The sequence below is a fragment of the Candidimonas nitroreducens genome, assembly GCF_002209565.1.
In the GTDB taxonomy this organism is placed as follows: domain Bacteria; phylum Pseudomonadota; class Gammaproteobacteria; order Burkholderiales; family Burkholderiaceae_B; genus Candidimonas; species Candidimonas nitroreducens.
The window spans coordinates 145,473-170,807 of record NZ_NJIH01000002.1; the positions used below are offsets into that span (position 1 = coordinate 145,473).

27 protein-coding genes and 2 pseudogenes are annotated in these 25,335 nt (G+C 58.6%); 22 read left to right on the top strand and 7 right to left on the bottom strand.

The window, feature by feature from the left end; translation table 11 throughout:
* Nucleotide 1 precedes the first annotated feature (1 nt).
* From CEY11_RS02090 to CEY11_RS02100, 3 genes are all read right to left on the bottom strand, one after another.
* Nucleotides 2-514 carry a cupredoxin domain-containing protein gene (locus CEY11_RS02090; protein WP_088601708.1) on the bottom strand — a complete coding sequence of 171 codons (513 nt, stop codon included), beginning with the start codon at nt 512-514 and terminating at the stop codon, nt 2-4.
* Between the two features lie 65 nt (nt 515-579).
* A complete protein-coding gene (locus CEY11_RS02095; RefSeq protein WP_198958816.1) occupies nt 580-1,797 on the bottom strand; it encodes a copper resistance protein B in 1,218 nt (405 codons plus the stop codon).
* A 32-nt stretch (nt 1,798-1,829) separates the two neighbouring features.
* On the bottom strand, nt 1,830-3,695 hold the full coding sequence (locus CEY11_RS02100) for a copper resistance system multicopper oxidase (protein WP_088601709.1): 1,866 nt from the start codon (nt 3,693-3,695) through the stop codon (nt 1,830-1,832).
* Nucleotides 3,696-4,079: 384 nt separating this feature from the next.
* Here CEY11_RS02100 and CEY11_RS02105 point away from each other — a divergent pair, with 384 nt between their 5' ends.
* Together CEY11_RS02105 and CEY11_RS02110 are read left to right on the top strand one after the other, a co-directional pair.
* Nucleotides 4,080-4,406, top strand: a complete 327-nt coding sequence (locus tag CEY11_RS02105; protein WP_088601710.1) for a DUF4148 domain-containing protein — start codon at nt 4,080-4,082, stop codon at nt 4,404-4,406.
* Nucleotides 4,407-4,669: 263 nt separating this feature from the next.
* Nucleotides 4,670-5,002, top strand: coding sequence for a DUF4148 domain-containing protein (locus tag CEY11_RS02110; RefSeq protein WP_088601711.1), 333 nt, complete (start codon nt 4,670-4,672; stop codon nt 5,000-5,002).
* Nucleotides 5,003-5,247: 245 nt separating this feature from the next.
* On the opposite strand, the gene CEY11_RS02115 is transcribed toward CEY11_RS02110, so the two are convergent.
* Nucleotides 5,248-5,676: a cupin domain-containing protein gene (locus CEY11_RS02115; RefSeq protein ID WP_088601712.1), complete on the bottom strand. Its 429-nt coding sequence runs from the start codon at nt 5,674-5,676 to the stop codon at nt 5,248-5,250.
* Between the two features lie 385 nt (nt 5,677-6,061).
* Here CEY11_RS02115 and CEY11_RS02120 point away from each other — a divergent pair, with 385 nt between their 5' ends.
* The 11 genes and pseudogenes from CEY11_RS02120 (at nt 6,062) to CEY11_RS02170 (ending at nt 17,992) form a co-directional block, all read left to right on the top strand.
* A complete protein-coding gene (locus tag CEY11_RS02120; protein ID WP_088601713.1) occupies nt 6,062-6,472 on the top strand; it encodes a hypothetical protein in 411 nt (136 codons plus the stop codon).
* A gap of 173 nt (nt 6,473-6,645) precedes the next feature.
* Nucleotides 6,646-7,014 carry a hypothetical protein gene (locus tag CEY11_RS24975; RefSeq protein ID WP_143322657.1) on the top strand — a complete coding sequence of 123 codons (369 nt, stop codon included), beginning with the start codon at nt 6,646-6,648 and terminating at the stop codon, nt 7,012-7,014.
* Between the two features lie 46 nt (nt 7,015-7,060).
* Nucleotides 7,061-8,716: a multicopper oxidase family protein gene (locus CEY11_RS02130; RefSeq protein ID WP_088601715.1), complete on the top strand. Its 1,656-nt coding sequence runs from the start codon at nt 7,061-7,063 to the stop codon at nt 8,714-8,716.
* 10 nt (nt 8,717-8,726) lie between these two features.
* Nucleotides 8,727-9,911, top strand: a complete 1,185-nt coding sequence (locus CEY11_RS02135) for a protein-disulfide reductase DsbD family protein (protein ID WP_088601716.1) — start codon at nt 8,727-8,729, stop codon at nt 9,909-9,911.
* Nucleotides 9,908-10,420 (top strand): protein-disulfide reductase DsbD family protein, encoded by a 513-nt coding sequence (locus CEY11_RS02140; RefSeq protein ID WP_088601717.1) that lies wholly within the window; start codon nt 9,908-9,910, stop codon nt 10,418-10,420. Before CEY11_RS02135 ends, CEY11_RS02140 begins: the two co-directional genes overlap by 4 nt.
* Nucleotides 10,421-10,516: 96 nt before the next feature.
* Nucleotides 10,517-10,951, top strand: coding sequence for a DUF411 domain-containing protein (locus CEY11_RS02145; RefSeq protein WP_088601718.1), 435 nt, complete (start codon nt 10,517-10,519; stop codon nt 10,949-10,951).
* A 122-nt stretch (nt 10,952-11,073) separates the two neighbouring features.
* Nucleotides 11,074-11,508: a hypothetical protein gene (locus CEY11_RS24980; protein ID WP_143322659.1), complete on the top strand. Its 435-nt coding sequence runs from the start codon at nt 11,074-11,076 to the stop codon at nt 11,506-11,508.
* A 75-nt stretch (nt 11,509-11,583) separates the two neighbouring features.
* A complete protein-coding gene (locus CEY11_RS02155) occupies nt 11,584-12,879 on the top strand; it encodes a TolC family protein (protein ID WP_088601720.1) in 1,296 nt (431 codons plus the stop codon).
* 9 nt (nt 12,880-12,888) lie between these two features.
* A complete protein-coding gene (locus CEY11_RS02160; protein ID WP_088601721.1) occupies nt 12,889-14,421 on the top strand; it encodes an efflux RND transporter periplasmic adaptor subunit in 1,533 nt (510 codons plus the stop codon).
* A pseudogene (locus CEY11_RS02165) lies at nt 14,418-17,543 on the top strand (efflux RND transporter permease subunit); the annotation flags it as partial. The gene CEY11_RS02160 and the pseudogene CEY11_RS02165, both read left to right, overlap by 4 nt.
* Nucleotides 17,544-17,623: 80 nt before the next feature.
* Nucleotides 17,624-17,992 carry a copper-binding protein gene (locus CEY11_RS02170; RefSeq protein ID WP_088601723.1) on the top strand — a complete coding sequence of 123 codons (369 nt, stop codon included), beginning with the start codon at nt 17,624-17,626 and terminating at the stop codon, nt 17,990-17,992.
* A gap of 82 nt (nt 17,993-18,074) precedes the next feature.
* Here CEY11_RS02170 and CEY11_RS25905 read toward each other — a convergent pair whose 3' ends face one another.
* Both CEY11_RS25905 and merR read right to left on the bottom strand, forming a co-directional pair.
* Nucleotides 18,075-18,200, bottom strand: a complete 126-nt coding sequence (locus CEY11_RS25905; protein ID WP_269845243.1) for a hypothetical protein — start codon at nt 18,198-18,200, stop codon at nt 18,075-18,077.
* A 63-nt stretch (nt 18,201-18,263) separates the two neighbouring features.
* Entirely contained in the window at nt 18,264-18,719 is a 456-nt protein-coding gene (gene merR, locus CEY11_RS02175; protein WP_088601724.1) for an Hg(II)-responsive transcriptional regulator, read from the bottom strand.
* A gap of 71 nt (nt 18,720-18,790) precedes the next feature.
* Between merR and merT the strand changes: the two genes are divergently transcribed.
* The 7 genes and pseudogenes from merT (at nt 18,791) to CEY11_RS02210 (ending at nt 23,173) form a co-directional block, all read left to right on the top strand.
* Nucleotides 18,791-19,141 (top strand): mercuric ion transporter MerT, encoded by a 351-nt coding sequence (merT, locus tag CEY11_RS02180; protein WP_088601725.1) that lies wholly within the window; start codon nt 18,791-18,793, stop codon nt 19,139-19,141.
* A 15-nt stretch (nt 19,142-19,156) separates the two neighbouring features.
* Complete coding sequence (gene merP, locus CEY11_RS02185; protein WP_088601726.1) at nt 19,157-19,432, top strand: mercury resistance system periplasmic binding protein MerP; 276 nt, start codon at nt 19,157-19,159, stop codon at nt 19,430-19,432.
* A gap of 85 nt (nt 19,433-19,517) precedes the next feature.
* Nucleotides 19,518-19,664, top strand: coding sequence for a hypothetical protein (locus tag CEY11_RS26140; RefSeq protein ID WP_456297768.1), 147 nt, complete (start codon nt 19,518-19,520; stop codon nt 19,662-19,664).
* Between the two features lie 231 nt (nt 19,665-19,895).
* Nucleotides 19,896-21,581, top strand: a complete 1,686-nt coding sequence (gene merA, locus CEY11_RS02195; RefSeq protein WP_088601727.1) for a mercury(II) reductase — start codon at nt 19,896-19,898, stop codon at nt 21,579-21,581.
* 17 nt (nt 21,582-21,598) lie between these two features.
* Nucleotides 21,599-21,965, top strand: a pseudogene (gene merD / locus CEY11_RS02200) (mercury resistance co-regulator MerD).
* Nucleotides 21,962-22,198 carry a broad-spectrum mercury transporter MerE gene (gene merE, locus CEY11_RS02205; RefSeq protein ID WP_088601728.1) on the top strand — a complete coding sequence of 79 codons (237 nt, stop codon included), beginning with the start codon at nt 21,962-21,964 and terminating at the stop codon, nt 22,196-22,198. The pseudogene merD and the gene merE overlap by 4 nt, the downstream one beginning before the upstream one ends.
* A 480-nt stretch (nt 22,199-22,678) precedes the next feature.
* Complete coding sequence (locus tag CEY11_RS02210) at nt 22,679-23,173, top strand: peroxiredoxin family protein (protein WP_088601729.1); 495 nt, start codon at nt 22,679-22,681, stop codon at nt 23,171-23,173.
* A gap of 54 nt (nt 23,174-23,227) precedes the next feature.
* On the opposite strand, the gene CEY11_RS02215 is transcribed toward CEY11_RS02210, so the two are convergent.
* On the bottom strand, nt 23,228-23,827 hold the full coding sequence (locus CEY11_RS02215) for an SCO family protein (RefSeq protein WP_088601730.1): 600 nt from the start codon (nt 23,825-23,827) through the stop codon (nt 23,228-23,230).
* A gap of 239 nt (nt 23,828-24,066) precedes the next feature.
* Here CEY11_RS02215 and CEY11_RS02220 point away from each other — a divergent pair, with 239 nt between their 5' ends.
* Together CEY11_RS02220 and msrP are read left to right on the top strand one after the other, a co-directional pair.
* Nucleotides 24,067-24,252, top strand: a complete 186-nt coding sequence (locus CEY11_RS02220) for a hypothetical protein (RefSeq protein WP_088601731.1) — start codon at nt 24,067-24,069, stop codon at nt 24,250-24,252.
* A 120-nt stretch (nt 24,253-24,372) separates the two neighbouring features.
* Nucleotides 24,373-25,335, top strand: a complete 963-nt coding sequence (msrP, locus tag CEY11_RS02225; protein WP_088601732.1) for a protein-methionine-sulfoxide reductase catalytic subunit MsrP — start codon at nt 24,373-24,375, stop codon at nt 25,333-25,335.

Consider the following 25,335-nt stretch of genomic DNA (forward strand, 5'->3'; position numbering starts at 1 on the left):
ATCAGCTTACCTTGACTTTGCCAACCATTCCGGCCTCCATGTGGCCAGGGACCAGGCAGGCAAAATCGACAGTGCCCGCCTGATCGAACTTCCACACCAAGCCGCCCATCTTGCCTGGAGCCAATGTGATCATATTTGGTTCCGCATGCTTCATACCTGGCATTTTCCGCATCTCTGCCGCATGGGTTTTCAGATCGGCAATGGAACCGATCACCATTTCATGGGGAATATTCCCCTTGTTCTTGATGAACAATCGGACGGTTTCCCCCGCTTTCACCTGAATCTCGCTGGGCGTGAATCGCATGCTGTCATCCATCGTCACCTCGATGGTGCGGGTGACTTTGGCCGGATCGCCAGGCTGACCTACTGGCGAAGGCGCGTTCGACATGGTGGACATATCGTGGCCTGGCATGCCGTGCGCCGGCGTTGCGTGCCCTCCAGCGTGGTTACCCGAAGCCAATGCGAGAGCGGGCAAGACGCTCAAAGTCAGAATAGAAAGGGTCTTTTTCAACATGAATACTCTCCTGGGATTTGATTGAGCAGGTGGCCGATTCAAGCCACCCAAATGAAAGGGCTACATCAAAAGCGAAAACTCAAACCAGCCACGAAGCGGGTCTCCTGTTTGGCTTCGCCCGCCGCTTGGACGTAATTCGCTGTTTTCCCAAATTTGCTGGACCACTCCACGCCGACATAGGGAACGAACTGGCGCGTGACTTCGTACTTGAGGCGCAAGCCCGCAGTGCCATCCGTGAGGCCACTGCCGATACCCCTGCGCTCATCGTCTTTGCCATAGAGGTTCACCTCTACGCTCGGCTGAAGATAGAGTTTTTGAGTAAGCAAAATGTCGTATTCGGCCTTCAACCACAGAGCCGTCCGTCCGCCTGGGCCGACATAAGCGGTGGCATCCACGTCAAACCAATAGGGTGCCAGTCCTTTGAAGCCGAACGCCAGCCACTCTCGGTTCGGCTCTCCCTGGCCATGGTCGAAGCGGGCACCCAATTCCGTATCCCAGAAAGTCGAAACCGCGTGACGCCACAGCAGTTGTGTCTTGGAATCCTGTAGTTTTCCGCTGGCGACTTCGCCTTCAGCCTTGATCACTGCGCGGTTGTAGGTACTGCCATACCAGGCTTCGCCTTCATAGGCCATCCATTCCTCGCCTCGCGCCCTGACGTACTCCAGTCGGTCGAAGTAGATGGACCCGAAGTTATGCATGTCCGACATGACCAGTTCCTCTGAAGGCGGCAACGCATACTTGCCCGCATTGCGCACGTAGCCTTCGGAATAGGCGTTCGGATCGCGGGCGTCAGGCGGAGCCGAGCCCCCTTGCATTCGCATGTCACCGTGATCCATTTCGCCGCCGCTGCGATTCATCGCACCCATGTCGTGAGCACGAGGCGCACTGGCACCCGATTGACCGTGAGCCATTCCTGGCATGGATGAGGAGGATTTGCTTGAATCAGGCTGCTGTTTACGCATATTCATGGTGCCATGGTCCTGCCTCCCCATTTTCTCAGGCTCATGGCCCATGCCAGACATGCCCTTCGATCCATGGCTCATGCCCGACATGTCCATGGAGCCATGATCCATCCCTGACATATCCATGGAGCCATCATCCATTCCGGGCATGGACATCGAACCATGACTCGTGCCTGAGGATTTCGCTGGCGTACTGGTTCCCGATGTTTCCACCGTGTGGCCGGCATGCTCCATATTCGTCTGCGCATAGGCGGACCAGGGCATCGTACCTACTGTGGCGATTGCCATGGCGAGGAATTTCTTCTTCAGTTGATTGCTCATGATCGGGGTGCCTGACGTGTTGTAAGCTGTCTTCATGCCACCACCACTTCGCGGAACATCCCTGAATCCATATGCAGCATCAGATGACAATGCCACGCCCAGCGCCCAAGAGCGTCAGCGGTCACAAGGAAGCTGATGCGCTGAGCCGACTGGATGGGAATTGTGTGGCGCCTGGCCTGGAACCGCCCGTCGGGCGCTTCCAGCTCACTCCACATGCCGTGCAGGTGCATGGGATGCGTCATCATGGTGTCGTTGTGCAATATGACTCGGACTCGTTCACCGTAACGGAAATGCACCGGGGTCGATTTTCCATATTCCACGCCATCGAACGACCATGCATAGCGTTCCATGTTTCCTGTCAGATGAAGTTCGATTTCACGTTCTGCGCCTCGAGGATCCATCGGGCCACCGATGGTATGTAAATCGGAGAGTGTGAGCGCACGCCGACCATTATTGCGTAGTCCGATACCCGGATCGTCCAGCTTGGTGCGAGGCATGTCGACCCGCATATCGGTGCTTGCGTCGTACTCGGTCCTGGCATGGCGCACCTGCATACTGGCGCCCGCCGCCGCCACGGCGCCATGGTCCATCCCGGCCATGCCCGCGTGATTCATGCCCTGCATGCCGTCGTGTTCCATACCCACCATACTGCCGTGGTTCATCGCGCCCATGCCGCCATGGCTCATGGCACCCATGGGAGACTTTACGGCCGGGCCATGGCTCATTCCTGCCATGCGTCCGCCCATGGCCCCCATCATGTCGGCCATGGTCAGCCATTCCACAGGGTCGAGCGAAGGTACGGGTGCTTCAAGACCGGCGCGCGCCGCCAGCGTACCTCGCGCGTAGCCCGTGCGATCCATGGCTTGCGCGTAAACGGTATAAGCGCCGTCCTTCGGCCGCACCAGCACGTCATAGGTTTCACCGGGCCCGAATCGGAACTCGTCAACCGTCACCGGCTCCACATTCACGCCATCGGCTTGAACCACGGTCAACTGAAGACCCGGGATACGTACGTCGTAGAAGGTATTGGCGGCGCCATTGATAAAACGCAACCGAACACGCTCTCCCGGTCGAAACAGCCCCGTCCAGTTGCCTGCGGGCGTGGTGCCGTTCATCAGGTAGGTCAACACGTTCGCCGAGAGATCGGCTAGGTCCGTCGGATTCATACGCATCTCATTCCACATCTTGCGCTTGTCAATCGCCGCCTTCAGCCCCATTCGGGAGGCATCCTGGAAGAAATCAACAGCGGTGGGCTGGTTATAGTTGTAGTAGTCACCCTGCATCTTCAGCTTGGCCAAGACCCGCATTGGGTCTTCATCGGTCCAGTCGGACAACTGCACCACGTACTCCCGATCCGCGCGTATGGGGTTGGATTGCGCGGGATCGATGATGATCGCCCCATAGACGCCGGTGGCTTCTTGCATACCCGAGTGCGAGTGGTACCAATAGGTGCCGCTTTGCTGTACTTTGAAGCGGTACGTGAACGTTTCACCCGGAGCGATTCCCGTAAAACTGATCCCGGGCACACCATCCATTTGAAACGGCAGGATGATGCCGTGCCAATGGATGGATGTCGCTTCCTTCAGACGATTCCTCACACGGATCGTGACTGTGTCGCCTTCGCGCCAACGCAATGTCGGCGCCGGAAGAGAGCCATTCACCGTGGTCGCCATGCGCGGGTTGCCGGTGAAATTGACGGGCGATTCGCCGATCTCAAGATTGAACTCCGTCCCGCTCAACACAGCCGCTGAGCCGGTTCTTGTTCCTTCCGAATGCATTCCGGCGGCCCGAGTATAGGGCGACAGGCCCAGTAGTACGCCACCGGCCGCCAGCCCTTGAACAAAACGGCGGCGAGGCAAGATCGGTGCGGGGACGGCTGGCGCGGTTGATCGTTTCACGGGTGCATATCCTGTCAATTGTGTGATTTCAACGCTTCAGGCTGGCCAATACGCCGGCGCGGCATGAAGCGATCAGTCGCACTTTAGCGAAGCGGGAGTGTCGGTCCGATGACGGGGAAATTACAAATTTGTAATGTGGGAATTTCAGCGCTGGACGATTCAGTTTTCTATTGCTGAGAGCTCACGCCACGACGTTTTACGGGAAACCTTCTGGATCCCAAAAATTCCAGACGGCTGGGAAGGCAGATTCGGAACGTGAAGCGGACTTAGGGTCGGTGAAGATGACAAAAAAATAATCCACGCATTAGTCAATTGTCATGACTGCTTTTCTAGAATGGATTTATGCGAAGAATCGCATGAATCCTTAAATTCTCGAGGTGAAAAATGAGAAATCTGAAAACCAGTCTTTCCGCAGCATTGCTGCTGGGCGCGGCAACTATGACGGCCCGAGCACAGCCGCTGACGCCAACAGTCAACGCCGGGGCAGCGACATCATTGAACACGGCCGATTCTTCTGGAAAATCCAAGACCCGTGCGGAAGTGCTCGCAGATCTTGCGTTGTGGAAAAAAGCGGGGTTGGATAAGTTCTGGTCAAGGAGGAGCCGCCCCAATACCTTTAGCCGCGAGTACAAGGCCGCATACGCTGAATATGTACGACTGCGCAATGGCCCGGAATACAAGGCAGAGGTCCGGCGGCAATCGGGGATGTAGTTCGATTTGACGACACGCCTCTCTCTGGTGGATCGGCGATAGTCACCACGCACAAGCAGACGAAGATCCTGGCTAACGTCCCATCGAAACAATGAGAATTGTTTATGACGATAGATCGATGTAGATGACGTAATTGTCATGCCGGCGTCATCGGTCTGTTGGTGCCCAGAGCTTACAGTGGATCCATCGCCAGAAGGACTGGCGCGGCGCTGGAAAATCAACCTCTACGCTGATAACCACCCTCTTTCTTAAAGGAATGAACCATGTCTCTTCGCACCAAATACCTTGCCGCTCTGCTCACTGCGGCATTTGCAATTCCCGCCACCAGCTTTGCTTACTGGATCCCGAACAATAGTGAACAAGGCGGCACGGAAGTCATAGCTCAATCCAACCCGAAGAGCCGTACGCAGGTATTGCAAGAGCTCGCTCAAGCAAAAGCTGACCCTTCGTGGAGCACCCGCCAGGGAGAAGAAACCGGAACCCGCCTTGCGCTCAGTACCGAACAGGCAAAGTCTCGTACTGAAGTTCAACAGGAGCTGAAGTCGATGAGTGCGCAAGAAATCGCATACCTACAAAGCTTCTATACCGGCGCCTAAGTCAAGCCGTTCCGCCGCACTTAGTGCAAGAGGGGGCAGCCACCTAGCTGCCCCCTCTTGGTTCCTGTGTTGCCGTCAGGAGAGCCGTGGCGCCCCCGGGAGGCTATTCGAAGAGTGAGTCCATCACATTAATTGCAAGGATGAACGGTTGGATACAAACGTCGTGGCAGCAGCGTAACGGCATGGACCGACACACTGCCCACGAAAGGCCCACAATTGAAAGCCCCTGGTTAATGGCATTGCATTCATTTATCGAATGTGGTCAGAGCGTCGTGTTTCGTGTTGACCAAAAAAACGGCCAGCAGCCTGGCTGGTTGGGTCTTGCTGGCATTCTCGCTGATGATATGGTGGGCCCCCGGATTCTCGTACCAAGTTTGTCCCGCTTTATAGACATGCACCGGCTCGCCCTCGACCTGGCTACGGATTGAACCCGATACCACGTACGCCATGATAAATGCCGATTTCGAGTGCCAATGGGGAGGCGATTTTTCACCGGGCTTGTAGTTCACCTCGACTGCAATCAGGGATTTACCCGGATCGTTCGTAATTGCGTGATTGAAGACTTCCGCAATCCCATTGGCGGTAGCGTTGGCGGCGATGGCGGATGGTGGTGTAGCGCTTAACGCCACCGCGAGACCAAATGATGCGATGGCCGCATATTTTTTCGGATTCATGATAGCTCCGCTGAGTTCATGCGATTTGCATAACAGTAATAATACGCCGTTGGGCGGTGCCGCCATATCCCGGGCGCCCGCGATTATTCCCGGCCTTTGCCGCAAGGAAACCGGGCAACACCATAAGCCTCGATGAAGTTGGAGCACACGCCGGCACCGACATAGGACAGGTGGCAACCGACATGGTCGCCGGCGATGGATACGTAGCGTTAAAATTCACCATCACGAAAGGATGAAGCCACGAAATTTTTATAGCGATGGTAACGGTTGATTGACCTTCCCCCCGTGTCAAGCTTTACCGTACTCCCCTGCCTGTGTAGGCATAACTCGAAGCCTGAGTGGGTGTATGCTAGTAGTGAAGCATGCACCAATGTGAAATGTAAAAATGAGCCCAACTAGCATAAAACAACGGATTCTGGTCGCCGTGGTGGCAACCTTCAGCCTGCTGTTCATGCAACTGGCTGTCGCAGCTTACGCATGCCCGAATGCCGCAGGAATGGCATCGACCACGGGCATGGCATCGAGCCTGTCCGGTAGTGCCAATATGCAGCCGGGCTGCGGATATTTAGATACAGCACAACCGGCTCTCTGTTCTGCGCAGGCGCGTACGAGTGCTGAAGTCGCGCCCGCCATCAGGATCCTGAAGATACCGGTAGCCGCGCTGAACCCGTGGTCTTCAATGTCTTTTTCAGGTTACGGCGGCCTGTTGGCCCAACAAGTCCCTTACTCCTCTCTAGGCCGATTCCGGGCCACTTCTCCCTCCATATCGATTCGCAACTGTTGTTATCGAATTTGATTCTCAGCCGCGAGCTTGCCACTTGCTGAGCAAGCCCCTCGGTTGTGCTCACCCGTAACACCAACGGGCGGAACGCGACCTGAAATCAATCCAACAGATAGCTTAAGCAGGTGCTCCTGCTGGCCGCTATTCACATTGCGGCCACGCACCTGGCTCGACATACGGAGAAAACGATGAAAACATTTGTGATGAATAGCGCGCCCCGCTGGGCGCAATCCTCCCGTCTTGGGCAGCGAATTATGCGATACCGGTTCTGGATCGGTATTGCGCTGGGCGCGGCCATCGCATTAGTCTCATCCGGAAGCTTGAGTTCGCTGGCTGCGACCGGAGTGGGTGCCATACTGCTTTCCGTACTTCCCTGCGCTCTCATGATGGGGGTGTGCATGAAGATGATGGGCCACAGCAGTTCAAGTTGCTCCAGCGAGAACAAGGCCTCACAGCAGCCCGCGGAATCGGTGCAGGCGACGCCGGTGGCTGCACCTGACGATCCATCAGAACCTTCGGCCACAGACAACCAAGCCATTGCCTCAAGGGCTCTGTGATGGCCAAAGCATCCGCGTCTGTGATCAATGCCCGAGAAGGATCACAATGAAAAGGCCCGAATACCTCAGCCGCAGGAATTTCCTGGGTGGTGCCGGGCTTACCGTCATGTCGTTGCTGGCCGGGTTGCCACTGATACCGGCGCACGCCCAAGACAGCGACGCTTTCGAACCGGACCTCGCAATTGAATTGACGGCACGCCCACGAAGTGTGGTGCTGCGCCCGGGATCGACTACCACCGCATGGTCCTACGAAGCCAAGGTGATAAAGGGCGATCCGGCGAGCGTACTGGCGCACCCGGACAGCACCCTGGGGCCCACCCTGCGTGTGTATCGGGGCCAGAAGTTGCGCATCGACTTCGTCAACCAGATCGACCACGCGAGCATCGTCAACTGGCATGGCTTGCATGTGCCCGCGAACATGATGGGGCTGCCGCGTTACGAGGTTGCGCCTGGCAAACGCTACCGTTATGAGTTTCAGGTGGTCGACCGGGCGGGAACCTACTGGTATCACGCCATGGCGGCCGGCCGCACGCCCGAGCAGGTCTACTTCGGACTTGCGGGGCTGCTGCTGGTCAGCGACGACGAGGAGGCGGCGCTTGCGCTGCCTCGTGGCGAATACGACTTGCCCATCGTCATCCAGGACCGCGCCTGGGGGCGGGATAACCAGCTGTATTACCTGCCGGGAACGGGCCCCGCCGCATCGCACAAACGACAGCCAGATGACGAACCTCACAGCCATCACGGGATGATGGGAGGTCAAGACATGATGGGCGGCATGATGTCGGGCGGTATGGACGGCATGATGACGCGCATGATGGGGTTCTTTGGCGATACCTTATTTGTCAACGGACGCCCGTCCGCCCCACTGGAACTGGCCACGCACGCCTACCGGATGCGAGTGCTTAACGCCTCCAACGCCCGCACCTATAAGCTCGCCTGGCAAGACGGTCGACCCCTTACGATCATTGCCTCCGACGGCGGGCTGCTGAGCGAGCCCGTTCGCAAGGACTACGTCATGCTCACCCCAGGCCAGCGTATCGAACTCTGGGCGGACTTCAGTCACGATGCGGTGGGTGCAAAGCCCACCCTGATGAGCCAGTCCTTCAGCAGCATGATGGACATGATGGGCGATAGCGGCATGATGGGCGGAATGATGGGAGGTTCGCCGTTGGCTGACGGCGCAGAGTTTCCCATCCTCACCGCCCATATCACACGCAAAGTGGACGACGTACTCCAGCTTCCCAAGCAACTATCGCGCTTTCAGCGCCTGCGTGCGGAAGACACCGTCAACCTCCACGACCCAAGAACCTTCCGGATCACGATGGGCCACATGCAATGGGGATTCAATGGCCGTAGTTTTGAAATGGATACCGTGGCCCCCGATGAAGTCGTACAACTGGGTACGAGCGAGATATGGGAATTCGCTAATAATCGGATGATGGCGCACGCCATTCATCTGCACGGCCTGCAGTTTCAGGTGCTCGAACGCATCGACAGCCCCAAAGATGCCGGCGTTGTGGATGGCTACATGGACGAGGGTTGGCTTGATACGATACTTGTAATGCCCGGCGAGCGCGTGCGGCTCATCATGCGGTTTGCCGACTTCACAGGCACCTACGCCTATCAGTGCCACATGCTGGAGCACGCGGCCGCAGGCCTCATGCGCGACTACAACGTCAAGGCTTCGCGCCTGCCAGCCTGAGGCACGAAACATGGATTCTCTGTTGATTCTGGAAACCCTGCTCGCCGCCGGAGCCGGGTTGCTGCTGAACCTTACGCCGTGTGTGTTGCCCGCTGTTCCACTCAAAGTGCGGGCAGTCCTTCGGGAAGCGGGCGAGCGCAAGGCGGTACGCCTAGCGTCCGCGGCACTCTTTACCGCCGGATCGGTGCTCTTCTTTGCTGCGCTGGGCCTGGCCACCGCTTTGCTGCAGTGGCGCTGGGGCGTGCTTTTTCAATCGCGACCGCTGTTGATCGCCTTGAGCGTTCTGCTCGCAGCCCTGGCAATCATGAATTTCTCGGGACGCAGCCTGCCGTTGCCCAATGCGCTCGCGACACTGCGCGGCGGAAGGTTACTCGAGCCTTTCCTCTCAGGGTTGGTGAGCGCACTCCTCTCTACCCCTTGCACGGGGCCGCTCCTGGGCGGCGTTCTGGTCTTTGCGCTGACGCAACCGCTTGCCAATATCGTCGCCATTTTTGTTGCGATCGGCCTGGGCCTTGCCGCACCCTACGTGGTGCTCATTCTGCGTCCCAGCCTGCTCAAACGACTGCCACGCGCGGGCGCCTGGAGCGAAGTCATTCAGCAAAGCTTTGGCTGGCTGCTGCTCGCCGCCGCGCTCTTTTATGCGCAAAGCGTACTGCCGGCCACGTGGGGAACTCCGCTGTGGGCAGCTCTTTTTGTCGCCGTACTCACTTGGGTGGCTGTCGCACTCTGGCGCACGACGGACCGCGGTGCACGCACGGCGGCACTCCTGGTGGGCGCAACGGCCATCACCTTCGCGTATCTTGGCTCGGGTCTGGGACAGTCGGCGGGAACCACCATCGCCTGGCAACCCCTGCGCGCCGCTGACGTCGTGACGCTACCCACGCTCGGCCGTCCGGCGTTGGTGGAATTCACCGCACAGTGGTGCATCAACTGCAAAGTGCTGGAGAAAACCGTGTATGAGGATCGAGGTGTCGTGGCCGCCTTGCGGCGCACCGGGACTGTCGCTCTGCGGGTGGATCTCACGCACCCGAACCCGACACTTGAACGCTTGCTTGCCTCGTACGGCGGCGTGGGCCTGCCATTTGCCGTGGTGCTTGATGGAAAGGGGCAAAAAACGCAGACCCTTTCCGGCCTGTTCACCAGCGCAAGCCTGGTGCAGGCAATAAACAAGGCGGGATTACGGGGGAATTCATGATGAATCGTCGATACCGATACGGGCTGGGTGCGCTTGCTGCTGTCATTATCCTTGCGAGCGCTGCCGCACTTACGTGGAACAGGTTCTTTGGGCCAGCCGATTCGCCCGCGAGCGGCGCGGCGGCCTTCACAGGCTTTGCCAACTCATCCACCCACGTCAAAGCGTCTCTTGCGATGGCGGGGCAAGACGGCGTCATTACCTTGCACATCGGGCGCGATTGGCACGTCAACGCCAACCCGGCCTCTCTGGACAACCTAATCGCTTCCACCGTGCTCGTCGAACGCGATGGAGCTCAGCGCGAGGTACAGGCAGATTACCCGGCGGGCACGAGCAGCGGCATCACGATCGATGGCACCGATATTCTGGTCTACGAGGACGGCACACGCATCCCTGTGCATCGGCTCGTCGTCGAGAAGGGAGACCGCATCGTCATGCGTGTCCAAGCCTGCAACAACCAGGGTATCTGTCTGGCACCGGCGACGATTCCCGTGGATGAGCATCAGGCGTGATGCGGCCCCCGAGGGGCTTCCCGACCGAATTACGGTTCTGCGGCCCGGCACTTTTCTGATTGATCTCAAGCGTTTTTTTCCAACTGGAGAATTACCATGCGCACTTCGAAGAAATTGGCGTTGGGCCTGGCTCTCGCCTTCCCGCTCTCTGCCATGGCCGCGGGCATCCCGGTCAAGATGTACAAAAATCCCGACTGCGGCTGCTGCGACCGTTGGGCCCAATACATCGAGGCCAACGGTTTTACTGTGCAAAAGATCAACACGAATGATCTCGCCTCGATCAAGGCGAAATACCACATCCCTACCAATCTGGCGGGCTGCCACACGGCGCTCATTGGGGGCTACGTGGTGGAAGGCCTGGTGCCCGCCAAGTACATCAAGCGGATGCTCTCCGAGCACCTTGCCGTCCAAGGCCTGTCGCTGCCCGGCATGCCGGTGGGAGCACCGGGCATGCCGGGCAAGAAGGCCCACCCACTCGACGTGTATACGCTGGGCTCGGGCAATGCGCCGAAGGTATTTGCGAGCTTCTGAGCGAACGGCTCGAAACGGAAGCCAACGATCCTGGATGTCAATGCTATTGCCTGTTCCGCCACTTCCTTCCGAGCCTATAAGATTCCGTCATGCGAGCAGTCTCCTGATTTTTTGAGACTATAATGCGCACCACCTATTTTCGGCTGATTATGTATTTCCTGCGCCCTAGTGCTTCTCGAGCGTTGATCATAGTGTTGCTCACAACACTTATATTTTCGCGTCTGGCGTTAGCAAACTACGTCTGCCCGCTGTCTCAATGGCGGGCGACGGTTTCGGCGTCGCAGATGGGGAACACCGATTGCACTCAATCAAGCGATCATTCGAAGATGATCGATGAAGCACAGCCGAATCTTTGCGCACAACATTTTTCGGACCATCGGCAAGTCACCAATGCCGTAGCGCAACCGCTCGCATCCGAACCCGTCCTTTTCTTTGCCTACGCCCTTCCCCCGCCACTCCCATCCCTCATGTGGCAACTGGCCATCCCCGACAATCGCCCAGACTCGGGCGGTGGCGATGGCACGCACCTGCTCCTGACGCTCAGACTGCGCATTTGACCTGACTCCGGTTTTCGTCATCAAGGCTGCGGCCACCGCCGCGCCTCGTTTTCGTTCGACTATCCGGAGTGAATAATGCTTCAGTCCCTACGCGCGCTCGCATCGCGGCGCGCCCTGACGCGCACCCGTGTTCTATGCGTGTCACTCGCGCTCGCCAGCGCAACCGCTTATGGCCAGGATGCTGGCCTGACGCTGGATACAGCGCTTTACCAAGCGACCAACCGTTCGGCCGCCATAGAGGCGAGCCAAGCGTCGGTGCTGGCCAGCTCTCATGCTGCCGTCAGAGCGGATCAATTACCCGACCCCGTTCTTAAAGCAGGCATCGACAACCTGCCCATTGACGGACCACAGCGGTACTCGCTTGCCCAGGACTCCATGACCGCGCGCTACGTTGGAATCGAGCAGGAATGGGTGTCCTCAGACAAGCGTGAACGTCGGGCCAACCTGGCGAACCGGGTGATAGACAAGGAACGGGCGGCCTACCTGGTGCAGGTAGCCAACACGCGCCAGCAGACGGCGATCGCCTGGCTCGATGCGGCGTATGCACAACGAGCGCTGAAACTTTCGAAGGCCTTGGTAAATCACATGACCCACGAGCTTGCCGCAGCCCGAGCCTCCTACCGGGGAGCGAAGACCAGCGCAGGCGATGTAACGCAAACACAAATCATGCGCTCTCAAGCCGAAGACCAGATGCTTAAAGCGCAGCAGACCTTGCACTCCGCATTGATTGCGCTAAGCCGATGGGTCGCCTCGCCGGTGACCGACGTCGCCGGCGATATCCCGACACTTGAATCCCACGTTTCATCCCTTTCATTTGAGGAGCTTGAGCAGGTTCAGCCAGAAATTATTGCGGCCAGGCGCGATATCTCCGCAGCAGACGCGGACACGGCCGTGGCCAGCAGCAACCGAACGCCGGACTGGACATGGGGAGTCACCTATCAGCAACGGGGCAGCCAATACTCGAACATGGTGTCCATAGGCGTGAGCATTCCTTTACCTATTTCCCGAGCCAATCGGCAAGACCAGGATGTAGCCGAAAAAGCCGCCCTGGGCAACAAGGCGCGCTTTATGTTTCGGGACACCGTACGCCGAATCCAGGCGGATATTCAAAACTTAAGCACATCGCTGACCAATGGGCGAGAGCGAATCGCCCAGTTCAAGCGCACTCTCTTGCCGGCAACTGATCGGCAAGTCAGGCTGGCCACCGCCGCCTATAAGGCAGGCACAGGCTCGCTAGCCGATGTGTTCAACGCAAGGCGCACCCAGCTCGATGCCCAGCTTCAGATCGTAGATCTTGAACGCGGCGTGGCGCAGACGTGGGCCCGGCTTGAATACCAGGTCATCCCCAAAAATAGCCAGTTCGGCCAATAAGGAAGAGACATGCGACAAACTCACTGGATGCGCACATTGATCGCGCTCTTTGTAGTAGCGGTATCGGTCGGCGCCGGCTACATGGTGGGGACCCGACACACCCGTAGCGCCCTGCTGGAAGGGTCTGCAATGGCCGCTACCGTTGATGGCAAGGACGCTTCTAAAACGGATCGAAAGATTCTGTACTGGCACGACCCGATGGTTCCGAGCCAACATTTCGACAAGCCCGGAAAATCACCTTTCATGGACATGCCGCTCCAACCCGTCTACGCAGACGAAGGCGGTGCCAGCGGCATCAAAATCGATCCGTCGCTCCAGCAGAATTTGGGCATCCGCTACGCGACGGCCAAGCGAGAAGAAACGAAAGAAGGGTTCGATGCCGTGGGCACGACCCAGTTTGATGAGTCGCAGGCCGACGTGATTCAATCCCGCGTAACGGGCTACATCGACCGCCTGTACGCGAACGCGCCGATGCAGCGGGTCGCCAAAGGAGCACCGATCGCCTCCTTGTTTGTCCCCGACTGGCTTGCGCCACAAGAGGAGTACCTTGCTCTCAAGCATGGCCACGCCGACCAAGGCCTGTTATCGGCGTCCCGCTCGCGCATGCGGGCCATGTCGATCCCCGAATACATCATCAAAGCGCTCGACAGGACGAACAAGGCGCAAAGCCACGTTATCTTGCGCGCACCTGAGACGGGCGTACTCACCGAGCTCAACGTACGCAACGGCGCCATGGTGACGCCGGGCCAGACGCTTGCCAAGATAGCGGGTTTGAGCAAACTGTGGCTCGTGGTTGAGGTCCCCGAATCGATGGCACTGCAGGTCCACCCCGGCATGGGCGTCAATGCGGTCTTTGCGGGCGACTCGACCCAGCACTTCACCGGGCATATTCGCGAAATCCTGCCGGGGATCAGCGCGACCAGCCGCACGCTCCAGGCTCGCCTCGAAATTGACAATCCCAGCTTCAGGATGACACCGGGAATGCTGATGCGAGCCCATATCAGCGCAGACAAAGCCGTTTCACGCCTGCTCGTCCCCTCCGAGGCGGTGATCACCACAGGCAAGCGGTCTGTGGTGATCGTCAAGAACCACGACGGCCGGCTACAGCCCGTTCAGGTCACGATTGGCGACGATATCGGTAACGACACCGAGATATTGGGCGGATTGACGCAAGGACAGCAGGTCGTGGCCTCTGGCCAGTTTCTGATCGACTCGGAAGCCAGCCTGAAATCCGTATTCCCCAGGCAGGAAGGCAATGCGCCCAGCGGACCAAGCGCTGCGGCAGCCCCACCGTCGGCAACTTCGGCCCCAAGCTACCAGACAACCGGCGTAGTGAAGCAAATCACACCGAGCAGCATGACCTTCTCGCACCAGCCTGTCCCCGCTCTGCACTGGCCCGCGATGACCATGACCTTCGGCAAGCCTTCCCCAGCTTCGTTCTCAGGCGTCAAGGTTGGCCAAACAGTTCACTTCGTCTTTAAATCGTCGAGCGATGGATACCAACTGACGACAGTGGAACCCATTGCGGGAGGCGCACGATGATTGCGCGCCTCATACGCTGGTCCATCTATAACCGGTTCTTGGTGCTGCTGGCGACCGTCTTCATTGCCGCATGGGGTGTCATCTCTCTTCTCCACACACCTGTCGACGCGCTGCCAGACTTGTCCGACACGCAAGTCATCATCAAGGCATCTTATCCGGGAAGAGCCCCGCAAGTCGTTGAAGACCAGGTCACGTACCCCCTGACCACCACCTTGCTCGGTGTGCCAGGCGCCAAGACCATCCGGGCGTATTCCTCATTTGGAGACGCATTTGTTTACGTTCTTTTCGACGACAATACCGACCAGTATTGGGCTCGCTCCAGGGTGCTCGAATACCTTAACCAAGTACAAAGCCGGCTACCCCAAGGAGCCACGGTCTCCCTCGGGCCAGACGCCACCGGAGTGGGTTGGATCTACGAATACGCGCTCGTAGACCGCACGGGCAAGCACGACCTGGGGCAGCTCAGGGCGCTAAACGACTGGTTCCTGAAATTCGAACTCAAGGCGGTACCAGACGTCTCTGAGGTCGCCTCTATCGGCGGCATGGTGCGTCAGTATCAGGTGGTGGTGGATCCAGACAAGCTGCGCGCCTATGGCATCACCCTGGCGACTGTCCGTGAGGCACTGGGCAAGGCCAACCAGGAGTCTGGCGGCTCGGTGGTGGAACTGGCCGAGTCCGAGTATATGGTGCGCTCGTCGGGGTACCTGCATTCCCTGGATGACTTCAGGAATGTCGTGCTTCGCACGGACAAGACGGGAACACCCGTCCTGCTGGGCGATGTGGCCCGCATACAGATCGGGCCAGAGATGCGCCGGGGCGTGGCCGAACTCAACGGCGAAGGTGAAGTCGCCGGCGGCGTGATCGTGATGCGTTCGGGGAAAAATGCCCTGACCACCATCAACGCGGTGAAAACCAAGCTTGCCGACTTGAAGAAATCTCTGCCTCCGGGCGTCGAAGTGGTCACGACCTACGATCGATCGCAGTTGATCAAACGGGCAGTGAACAATCTCACGGACAAGCTGATCGAAGAATTCATTATCGTTGGGCTGGTCTGCGCCCTATTCCTGTTTCACTTGCGTAGCGCATTCGTAGCCATTTTCTCTCTGCCGCTGGGGGTATTGGCCGCGTTCATCGTGATGCGTTACCAAGGCATCAACGCCAACATCATGTCGCTGAGCGGAATTGCCATCGCCATTGGTGCAATGATAGACGCCGCCATCGTCATGATAGAAAACGCCCATAAGCATCTGGAAGCGTACGAACACGAGCACCCCGATGCACCGATTACGGTGGCTCAAAGGTGGGAGCTCATGGCCAAATCAACGGCTGAGGTTGGACCTGCCCTCTTCTTTTCGCTGCTGATTATCGCGCTGTCGTTCATTCCCGTGTTTTCGCTCGAAGGACAAGAAGGCAAGCTGTTCGCACCGCTCGCATTCACGAAGACGTACTCGATTGCGGCTGCGGCGGGGATTTCGGTCACGCTGGTACCCGTGCTGATGGGGTACTTCATTCGCGGCCATATCCCCAACGAAATGTCCAACCCCATCAGCCGCATTCTGATCTGGCTATACCGGCCCTTGCTCGACGCAACGCTTAGGCGTCCCTGGGTGGTCATTGGGCTGGCGCTGGTCGCATTGATAGTGACTTTAGTTCCCGTATCGCGCCTGGGCAGTGAATTCATGCCAGCGATGGATGAAGGCGACCTGTTGTATATGCCCACGGCACTGCCCGGAATTTCGGTGCAAAAGGCCACCGAACTCTTGCAACAGACTGATCGCCTGATCAAAACCGTCCCCGAGGTGGCGACGGTATTCGGCAAGTCCGGCCGCGCGGACACCGCGACGGATCCGGCGCCACTAGAAATGTTCGAAACCACCATTCAGTTCATGCCACGCGATCAATGGCGGCCCGGTATGACGCCCAAAAAACTGATTGCCGAACTGGATCATATCGTCAAAGTACCAGGCCTGACGAACGTTTGGGTGCCACCCATTCGAAATCGTCTGGACATGCTGTCGACCGGGATTAAAACTCCGGTCGGCATCAAGATCTCCGGGGGCAGTCTGGCGCAAATCGATAAAATCGCCACACAAGTCGAGGCGGCGGTAAAACACGTGCCGGGCGTCACCTCGGCGCTGGCTGAACGCCTGAATGGCGGCCACTACATCGACGTCAACATCAATCGCCTTGCAGCGGCTCGCTATGGACTGGCTATTACGGACATCCAATCGGTCGTCTCCTCCGCAGTGGGCGGCGAGAACGTGGGCGAGGTGGTCGACGGCCGCGAGCGCTTCCCCATCAACGTCCGATACCCGCGCGAAATACGAGACTCGTTGGAAAAGCTGCGGCAGATTCCCATTGTTACCGACAGAGGAGCCCAAATCCTGCTTGGCGACGTCGCGGACCTGAAGATTTCCGATGGCCCACCCATGATTCGTAGCGAAAATGCGCGGCTGACCGGGTACGTCTACGTTGATATCCACAACACCGACCTCTCGACGGCGGTCAAAGCCATGCAGCAAGCCGTCGCCGAGAAAGTGGTATTGCCGGCGGGCTACTCGATTGCTTGGTCTGGCCAGTTCGAGTATTTGCAACGAGCCGAGGCGAAGCTGCGAACGGTCATTCCCATGACGCTTGGCCTCATCTTCGTCCTCCTGTTCCTGACCTTCAACTCGGCAGCCGATGCCCTGTTACTGATGCTGACCGTACCATTCGCCTTGGTCGGCGGCTTCTGGCTGATATGGATTCTTGGCCAAGCCATCTCGGTGGCCACCGCCGTAGGGTTCATAGCGCTCGTGGGCGTTTCGGCTGAGTTCGGCGTTGTCATGCTGCTTTATCTGAAAACCGCGCTCAACAGCCGACTGCAATCCGGAGAACCGTTAACCGAGTCGCTCCTTCTGGACGCCATCAGAGAAGGAGCCGTGCTGCGCGTTCGTCCCAAAGCCATGACCGTGGCCGTCGTCCTGGGAGGACTTTTTCCCATCATGCTGGGCCAGGGTACTGGATCCGAAGTCATGCAGCGGATCGCCGCTCCCATGATCGGCGGCATGGTGACAGCACCCATTCTCTCGATGTTCGTGATCCCGGCCGCCTGGTTCTTATTGCAGCGCCGACGTATCAAACACCCTTAATAAATTCGTTAATGACATGACGTACCCCCCTCGGCACGCACGTGCCAACACTTTCACTCTGGAGAAGCTTTATGAATAAATTGATGGTTCTTTCAACGGCTGCCTGCTTGGCATTCGGACTATGGACGTCAGCCAATGCGGCTGGCGATATGCAAACGAACAAAGGCACGAATACGGAGGGAAATAGGAATTCAACGAAATCGGTCGCCCCTGCGGATATCGCCTTGGCCGATGGAGTGGTCCGAAAGGTGGATCGGCAAGCCGGGATGGTGACAATCCAGCACGGTGAGCTCAAGATCGTCGGTATGCCGCCGATGACAATGGCCTATAAAGCCAAAGATGCCGCCATGGCCAATCGGGCCAAAGAGGGAGAAAAAATCAGGTTCCGGCTGGAAAACGTCAACGGCACCTACATCATCACAAAGCTGGAAAAGCAGTAACGCCTGTAAAACGAGCGTCACCCAGCGCCGCATAGGGGTGACGCTCTTTCTCGTCTAAAAACCGTATCCCAACATGATCTAGTCACGCACATACCGCCACGATGCCCGTTCCCTGCGCGTCGGAGCGGGCGTCCCCCCCGATCACGTCGGTGATGGCCCCGATACCAGCCTCTTCGGCAAAGATCTCCAGTTTGATGTGTTCAGTCATCCGGTCGCTGGCGAACAGGTTCGCGTAGTTGGGTTCGTCTCAGAACTCGGGAAATAAGGCACGCTAAGGTGCAGTCAACCCGTGACCACTCCGCACCGACACCGCGAGGTTCGTTCCGTCTTGCAGTGACGCAATCAGCGGGCAGGAAACGTTTCCTGCCCGCGCATGGCAGGCGCACACCAACTCAGACAGCACGGCCTCCATGCGTGCCAAGTCAGCCATTTTCTCGCGCACGTTCTTGAGCTTGTGTTCGGCCAGACTGCTTGCTTCCTCGCAATGAGCGCCATCCTCCAGCCGCAGCAACTCGGCGATCTCATCCAGACTGAAACCCAGCCGCTGGGCTGCTTTCACGAACCGCACCCGCGTTACATCAGCCTCACCGTAGCGGCGGATGCTGCCATAGGGCTTGTCCGGTTGCGGCAATAAGCCCTTGCGCTGATAGAACCGGATGGTCTCCACGTTGACCCCGGCTGCCTTGGCAAAAACGCCAATGGTCAGATTCTCCAAATCGTTCTCCATATTGCTTGACTCCGTACATGACTACGGAAGTAAGGTTACGCTATCACATTCAAATCCGAAAGGACAAGCGCATGTCTGAACCACGCAACGGGCGCGGCGCGCTCTTCGCCGGCGGGCTGTCCGCCATCCTTGCCTCCGCTTGCTGCCTCGGACCGCTGGTTCTGGTCACCTTGGGATTCAGCGGGGCATGGATCGGCAATCTGACAGTGCTGGAGCCGTATCGCCCGATCTTCATCGGCGCAGCGTTGGTGGCGCTGTTCTTCGCCTGGCGGCGCATCTACCGGCAGGCAGCCGTCTGCAAACCGGGTGAGATCTGCACGATTCCCCAAGTGCGGGCTACTTACAAGCTCATTTTCTGGATCGTGGCCGCGCTGGTTCTGGTCGCGCTCGGATTTCCCTATGTCATGCCTATTTTCTATTGATCACAGGAGTTCATCATGAAAAAACTGTTTGCTGTGACCGCCTTGGCCCTCACACTCAATGCCCCCGCCTGGGCCGCCGTGAAAACCGTTGTGCTGTCAGTGCCCGGCATGACTTGCGCGGCGTGTCCCGTCACCGTTCGCGCCGCGCTTGAGCGGGTCAATGGCGTCAAGAATATCGCCGTGGTTGGCCAAACCACAATTAAAGTGACTTACGACGATGCCAAAGCCAACGTTGCCGCGCTCACTAACGCGACGAAAGACGCGGGCTATCCGTCGAGCGTCAAGCAGTGATCCGGGCATCACTCGGGAGCGACATCATGGGTTGGATTACACGTACGCAGACAAGGCCGGAGTGCTCGGCAGTCTTGCCTCCGCGATGGGCTGTGCCGCCTGCTTTCCCGCCCTCGCCAGTTTGGGTGCTGCCATCGGGCTCGGTATCCTGTCTCGGTGGGAGAGGTTGTTCGTCACTATCTTGATCCCGGCGTTCGCCGCTCTGGCCTTGTTGGCCAATGCGCTGGGCTGATAGTCGCACCGGCAGTGGTCGCGTACCGTGCTCGGGGTCATCGGGCCGTTGCTTGTGCCCTTAGCGGCGATTTTGATGCGATTCTACGGTGTGCCGACTGCGCCGTTGCCCTATGTCGATTTGGCGTTCATGGTCGGGGTATCCATTTGGGATTTTGTCTCGCCTGCGAACTGCCGCCCAGCGCGGATAACAGTCGGGCCGCGGCCAACATGAATAAATAGGAGTCGTTGCATGACCCACCTAAAAATCACCGGCATGACGTGCGACTCGTGCGCGGCACACGTCAAGGAAGCGCTGGACAAGGTGCCCGGCGTGCAATCGGCGCGGGTGTCCTATCTGAAGGGCACAGCGCAACTCGCCGTCGAGCAGGGCACGTCACCGGATGCGCTGACTGCCGCCGTGGCCGGACTGGGCTACAAGGCAACGCTTGCCGATGCGCCACCGACGGACAACCGCGCCGGACTGCTCGACAAGGTGCTCGGCTGGATGGGGGCCGCCGATAAGCACAGTGGCAACGAACGCCCGTTGCAGGTAGCCGTGATCGGCAGCGGTGGAGCCGCGATGGCTGCTGCCCTGAAAGCCGTCGAGCAAGGCGCGCAGGTCACGCTGATCGAACGCGGCACCATCGGTGGCACCTGCGTCAATGTGGGCTGCGTGCCGTCCAAAATCATGATTCGCGCCGCCCACATCGCCCATTTACGCCAGGAAAGCCCATTCGACGGCGGCATGCCACCCACACCGCCGACAATCCGGCGCGAGCAGCTGCTGGCCCAGCAGCAGGCCCGCGTCGATGAACTCCGTCATGCCAAGTACGAAGGCATCCTGGAGGGCTATCCGGCCATCACAGTTCTGCACGGTGAAGCGCGTTTCAAGGACGACCAGAGCCTCGTCATCCGTTTGAGCGAGGGTGGCGAACGCGTCGTGGTGTTCGACCGCTGCCTGATCGCCACGGGCGCCAGTCCGGCCGTGCCGCCGCTTCCGGGCCTGAAAGAGTCGCCCTATTGGACTTCCACCGAGGCATTGGTCAGCGATACCATTCCCGAACGTCTGGCCGTGATCGGCTCGTCGGTGGTGGCAGTCGAACTGGCGCAAGCCTTTGCCCGGCTGGGCAGCAAAGTGACGATCCTGGCGCGCAACACGCTGTTCTTCCGCGAAGACCCGGCCATCGGCGAGGCTGTCACCGCCGCCTTCCGTGCCGAACGCATCGAGGTGCTGGAACACACGCAAGCCATCCAGGTCGCGCATCTGGACGGCGAATTCGTGCTCACCACGGGGCACGGTGAACTGCGCGCCAACAAGCTGCTGGTCGCCACCGGGCGGACTCCGAACACGCGCAACCTGGCGCTGGAAGCGGCGGGGGTCGCCATCAATGCGCAGGGAGCCATCGTCATCGACCAGGGCATGCGCACCAGTACGCCACACATTTATGCGGCTGGCGACTGTACCGACCAGCCTCAGTTCGTCTATGTGGCGGCAGCGGCCGGCACCCGTGCGGCGATCAACATGATGGGCGGCGACGCGGCCATCGACCTGACCGCGATGCCGGCCGTGGTGTTCACCGATCCGCAAGTGGCGACCGTGGGCTATTCAGAGACGGAGGCACACTCGAAGGGCATAGAAACCGACAGCCGGCTGTTCACGCTCGACAACGTGCCGCGTGCGCTTGCCAACTTCGATACACGCGGCTTTATCAAGCTGGTCATCGAGGAAGGCAGTCGGCGGCTCATCGGCGTGCAGGCGGTAGCACCGGAAGCGGGCGAACTGATCCAGACGGCGGTGCTCGCCATCCGCAACCGCATGACCGTGCAGGAACTGGCCGACCAATTGTTCCCCTACCTGACGATGGTCGAGGGGCTGAAGCTCGCGGCTCAGACCTTCAGCAAGGACGTGAAGCAGCTTTCGTGCTGCGCCGGATGAGGAAAAGGAGGTGTTCAATGAGCGCCTACACATTGTCCCGGCTGGCCCTTGATGCCGGAGTGACCGTGCATATTGTGTGCGGCTACCTGCTGCGCGGATTGCTGCGGCCGGTGGCGTTCCCCCCCAGACGGCTATGGCCTGTTCGACCATGCCGCCTTGCAACGGCTGTGTCTCGTGCAGGCCGCCTTTGAAGCTGGCATCGGTCTGGACGCGCTGGTGCGACTGTGCCGGGCGCTGGATGCTATGGACGGCGGTGAAGCGGTCACATCGCTTGCCATGCTGCGCCAGTTCGTCGAACGCCGCTGCGGGGCCTTGGCCAGTCTGGAAGCGCAATTGGCTGCCTCGCCGACCGAACCAGCGCAGCACGCGGAGAATCTGCCATGAACAGCCCCGGGCGCTTGCCGTCTGAAGCGCACAAACCGATCAACGGCTACCTGGGGGGCGCACTGGCCGTGCTCACCTGTCCCTGCCATTTACCCATTCTCGCCGTTGTGCTAGCCGGCACTACGGCCGGCGCATTCGTCGGGGAGCACTGGGGTATTGCAGCCCTCACGCTGACCAGCTTGTTTGTCCTGTCTGTGACGCGGTTGCTGCGGGCCTTCAGAGGTCGATCATGAGCGCTTCCTGGCAACGCACACCAAGACAGAGAGAAACCGATGCCGATCCGAGCCACCTGCGGCTTGCTGCCGTCAGGTTGAGGCATACCCCCTACCGTCGTCACGGTGATTTCAAGCACATGAATGCTCGCCAGGCGCACACACCCGCGTCGCCTTGTGTCGCTCGATGATTCGACCGAATATCTTTCACGACCAAACTCCATGACTCGCGTAAACAGCGTCTTGCTCACGTTCATGTACTACTCCAGGTCGCTCAAACCTGAAAAGATCGTAAATGCTGAATTTGAAATTTAAATCGTGGATACCCTTAAAACCCCATTCCCTCCATCTACAGGCTCTCTCTCGTCCTGTCGGATTCAAATAAACCGGACGCTACTGTTTTCCTACAATATTTTTCGCAGCAATACTTGACATTCCCCCCACTGTAAGGTTTAGGGTTCAATTCCTGCGTTATTTACGGATCAGCGCTGTGGTGATCAAATGAAAAAAGCCGTAATCACTCTGGTTGCGCTCATAGCCTTGATGGGCGTTGGCTTTTGGCAATTCTCGGGTGCGGACAAGATAGCCCCTGACATCACATTTGTTACGCTTACCGGACAAAAAATTACCCCTGCCGATTTACGCGGCAAAGTCGTGCTGGTCGACTTCTGGGCCACCAGTTGCTTGACCTGCATCCAGCAGATGCCGGGCATGATCAAAATCTACAATAAACTCGCACCCAAGGGCTATGAGGCTATCTTTGTAGCCATGCAATACGACCCACCCAACTATGTCCAGAACTATACTCAAACCCGCAAACTGCCTTTTCCGGTCGTCATTGATGCGCAAGGCCAGATTGCCAAGGCCTATGGCAATATCAGCCTGACCCCAACCGCCTTCCTCATCGACAAGCAAGGGCATATCATGAAACGATATCTAGGCAAGCACAATGTGGTCGCCTTCACGAACACGATCGAAAAGGCACTGGCCGGTTGACTGCAACTTAGTTGTGCGGCACCCCGCTTCCCCGGGCTTTTCAGGGACCAGCGCTTAAAGCAGCTGCCGGATGTCGCTGGCGATGACTTTGGCTTGCGCGTTACCATCGAGCAATACCCGGGCCTCGCCTGTTTGATCCAGGATATAAAAAAACGCGGAGTGATCCATGGCGTAAGTGTCTGGCGTACCGCCCGGCGCCTTGGCGTAATAGACCTTGAAGGACTGTGCCGTTTTACGCAACTGGTCTGGCGAGCCCGTCAGCCCCACAAAGCTCGGATTAAACGCTTTAACGTACGAAGCCATAATGGCGCCTGTATCGCGCTGAGGATCGACCGTAATCATAATGACTTGCACTTTCCGCGCATCGTCTTTCAATAACTTCATGGTCTGTGCCAGTTCGGCCATTGCGGTCGGGCAGACGTCCGGGCAATGGGTATAGCCGAAATACACCACCAACACCTTGCCTTTGTAATCGGCCAGCGTGCGCAGCGTGCCGGTACTGTCGACCATCGCCATATCGTGGCCCAGGTGGGTGCCGCCGATATCGTTGCCCTGGAATTTGACAGCGCGCTTGCAGCCTGCCAGCCCAAGCGACAATAGGCCGACTGTGACTAGCGAGATAAAGGCGCGGCGTTGGGATGAATGGCGAGGCATGGCTGAATGAGATTAATCCGGTGATCGAGCAACAGGGTGGCGAACAATAAGTAGCAGGGCCGCCAGCGCCAGACTATGCACTCGAACCTGTGAATAATGACACACTATGGCCGAGCGTGGCGATTGAAACTTTTCCTTCGCCATGGAATAAAGCTGCAGCGTTTGTCGTCTACTTACATGACGGCCATAGACACGACCCGTCATAACACACACCACCTCGCTCACAAAACGGAGAAAACATGCCCATGACGACTTCCTTAACCACTGCATCGGCCGCCTTGGTGCTTGCCCTGACTGCTGGTGCCACTCACGCCACCCAAGAAGTCTGGAACAAGTTCACCTCCCTGCGAAGCCGGCTGAAATTCACCGTCGGCGCAATCGAGCTGGCGGCAAACATCAGAGGGGTAACAGTGTCGGACAAATAAAGAAATCATGTGTAATCTTAAGTGCCCGCGCGGCTTTTTTTTCGGCCCGATCGGTTGCGCCGGTACGAGTATCCGAAGGGCTTCGGCTTGATCTTATGGTGCGAAAGTTGGAGACACGTCATGCGTCACGCTTGGAAAATGGATCTTGATCCATCGGCTATCACCCCGGAATCCGTCTGGCGGGCTCGGCGACGATTCCTGCGCGGTGTCGCGCTCGCGCCGCTTGCCCTGGGCGCTTCTTCACCGGCGCGGGCGGCATCCGACGACCAGCCCTCGGGCCTGGCGCTTCCGGCTCCCAGGAATGCCCAGTGGTCCACGAATGAGCCAGTCAATAGCTGGCGTGACATCACCACCTACAACAACTTCTACGAATTCGGCACGGGCAAGGGCGACCCCGCCCGATACGCGGGCCAGATGCGCCTGGACCCTTGGACCGTGCGGATCGACGGGGCCGTGCGCCACCCCGTGACCCTGGACATCGACGACCTGCGCAAACTCGCACCGCTCGAAGAGCGCATCTATAGACTGCGCTGCGTCGAGGCCTGGTCCATGGTGATCCCCTGGACAGGCTATTCACTCTCGCATCTGCTCGCCCATGTTGAACCCACGGAAGACGCCAAATATGTGGTTTTCACGACAGCGGTCCAACCCAAGGCCATGCCGGGCGTGCAAGAAGGAATCCTGGACTGGCCCTATGTCGAGGGCCTGCGCATGGATGAGGCCATGCATCCGCTCACGCTCCTGACCTTCGGGCTCTATGGCCACGAGTTGCCTGCCCAGGACGGAGCCCCGATGCGCGTCATCGTCCCCTGGAAATACGGCTTCAAATCGGGAAAATCGCTGACCCGCATCCACTTGCAGGCCACACAACCCACCACCAGCTGGATGCGGGCGGCACCGCAGGAATATGGGTTTTACGCCAACGTGAACCCCGCCGTGCCGCACCCGCGCTGGAGCCAGGCGACCGAACGGCGCATAGGTTCCGGACTCTTTGCCGCACGCATCTCGACACAACTCTTCAACGGCTACGCCAAGTCTGTGGCCGGACTCTACCAGGGCATGGACCTGCGCCGTGATTTCTAG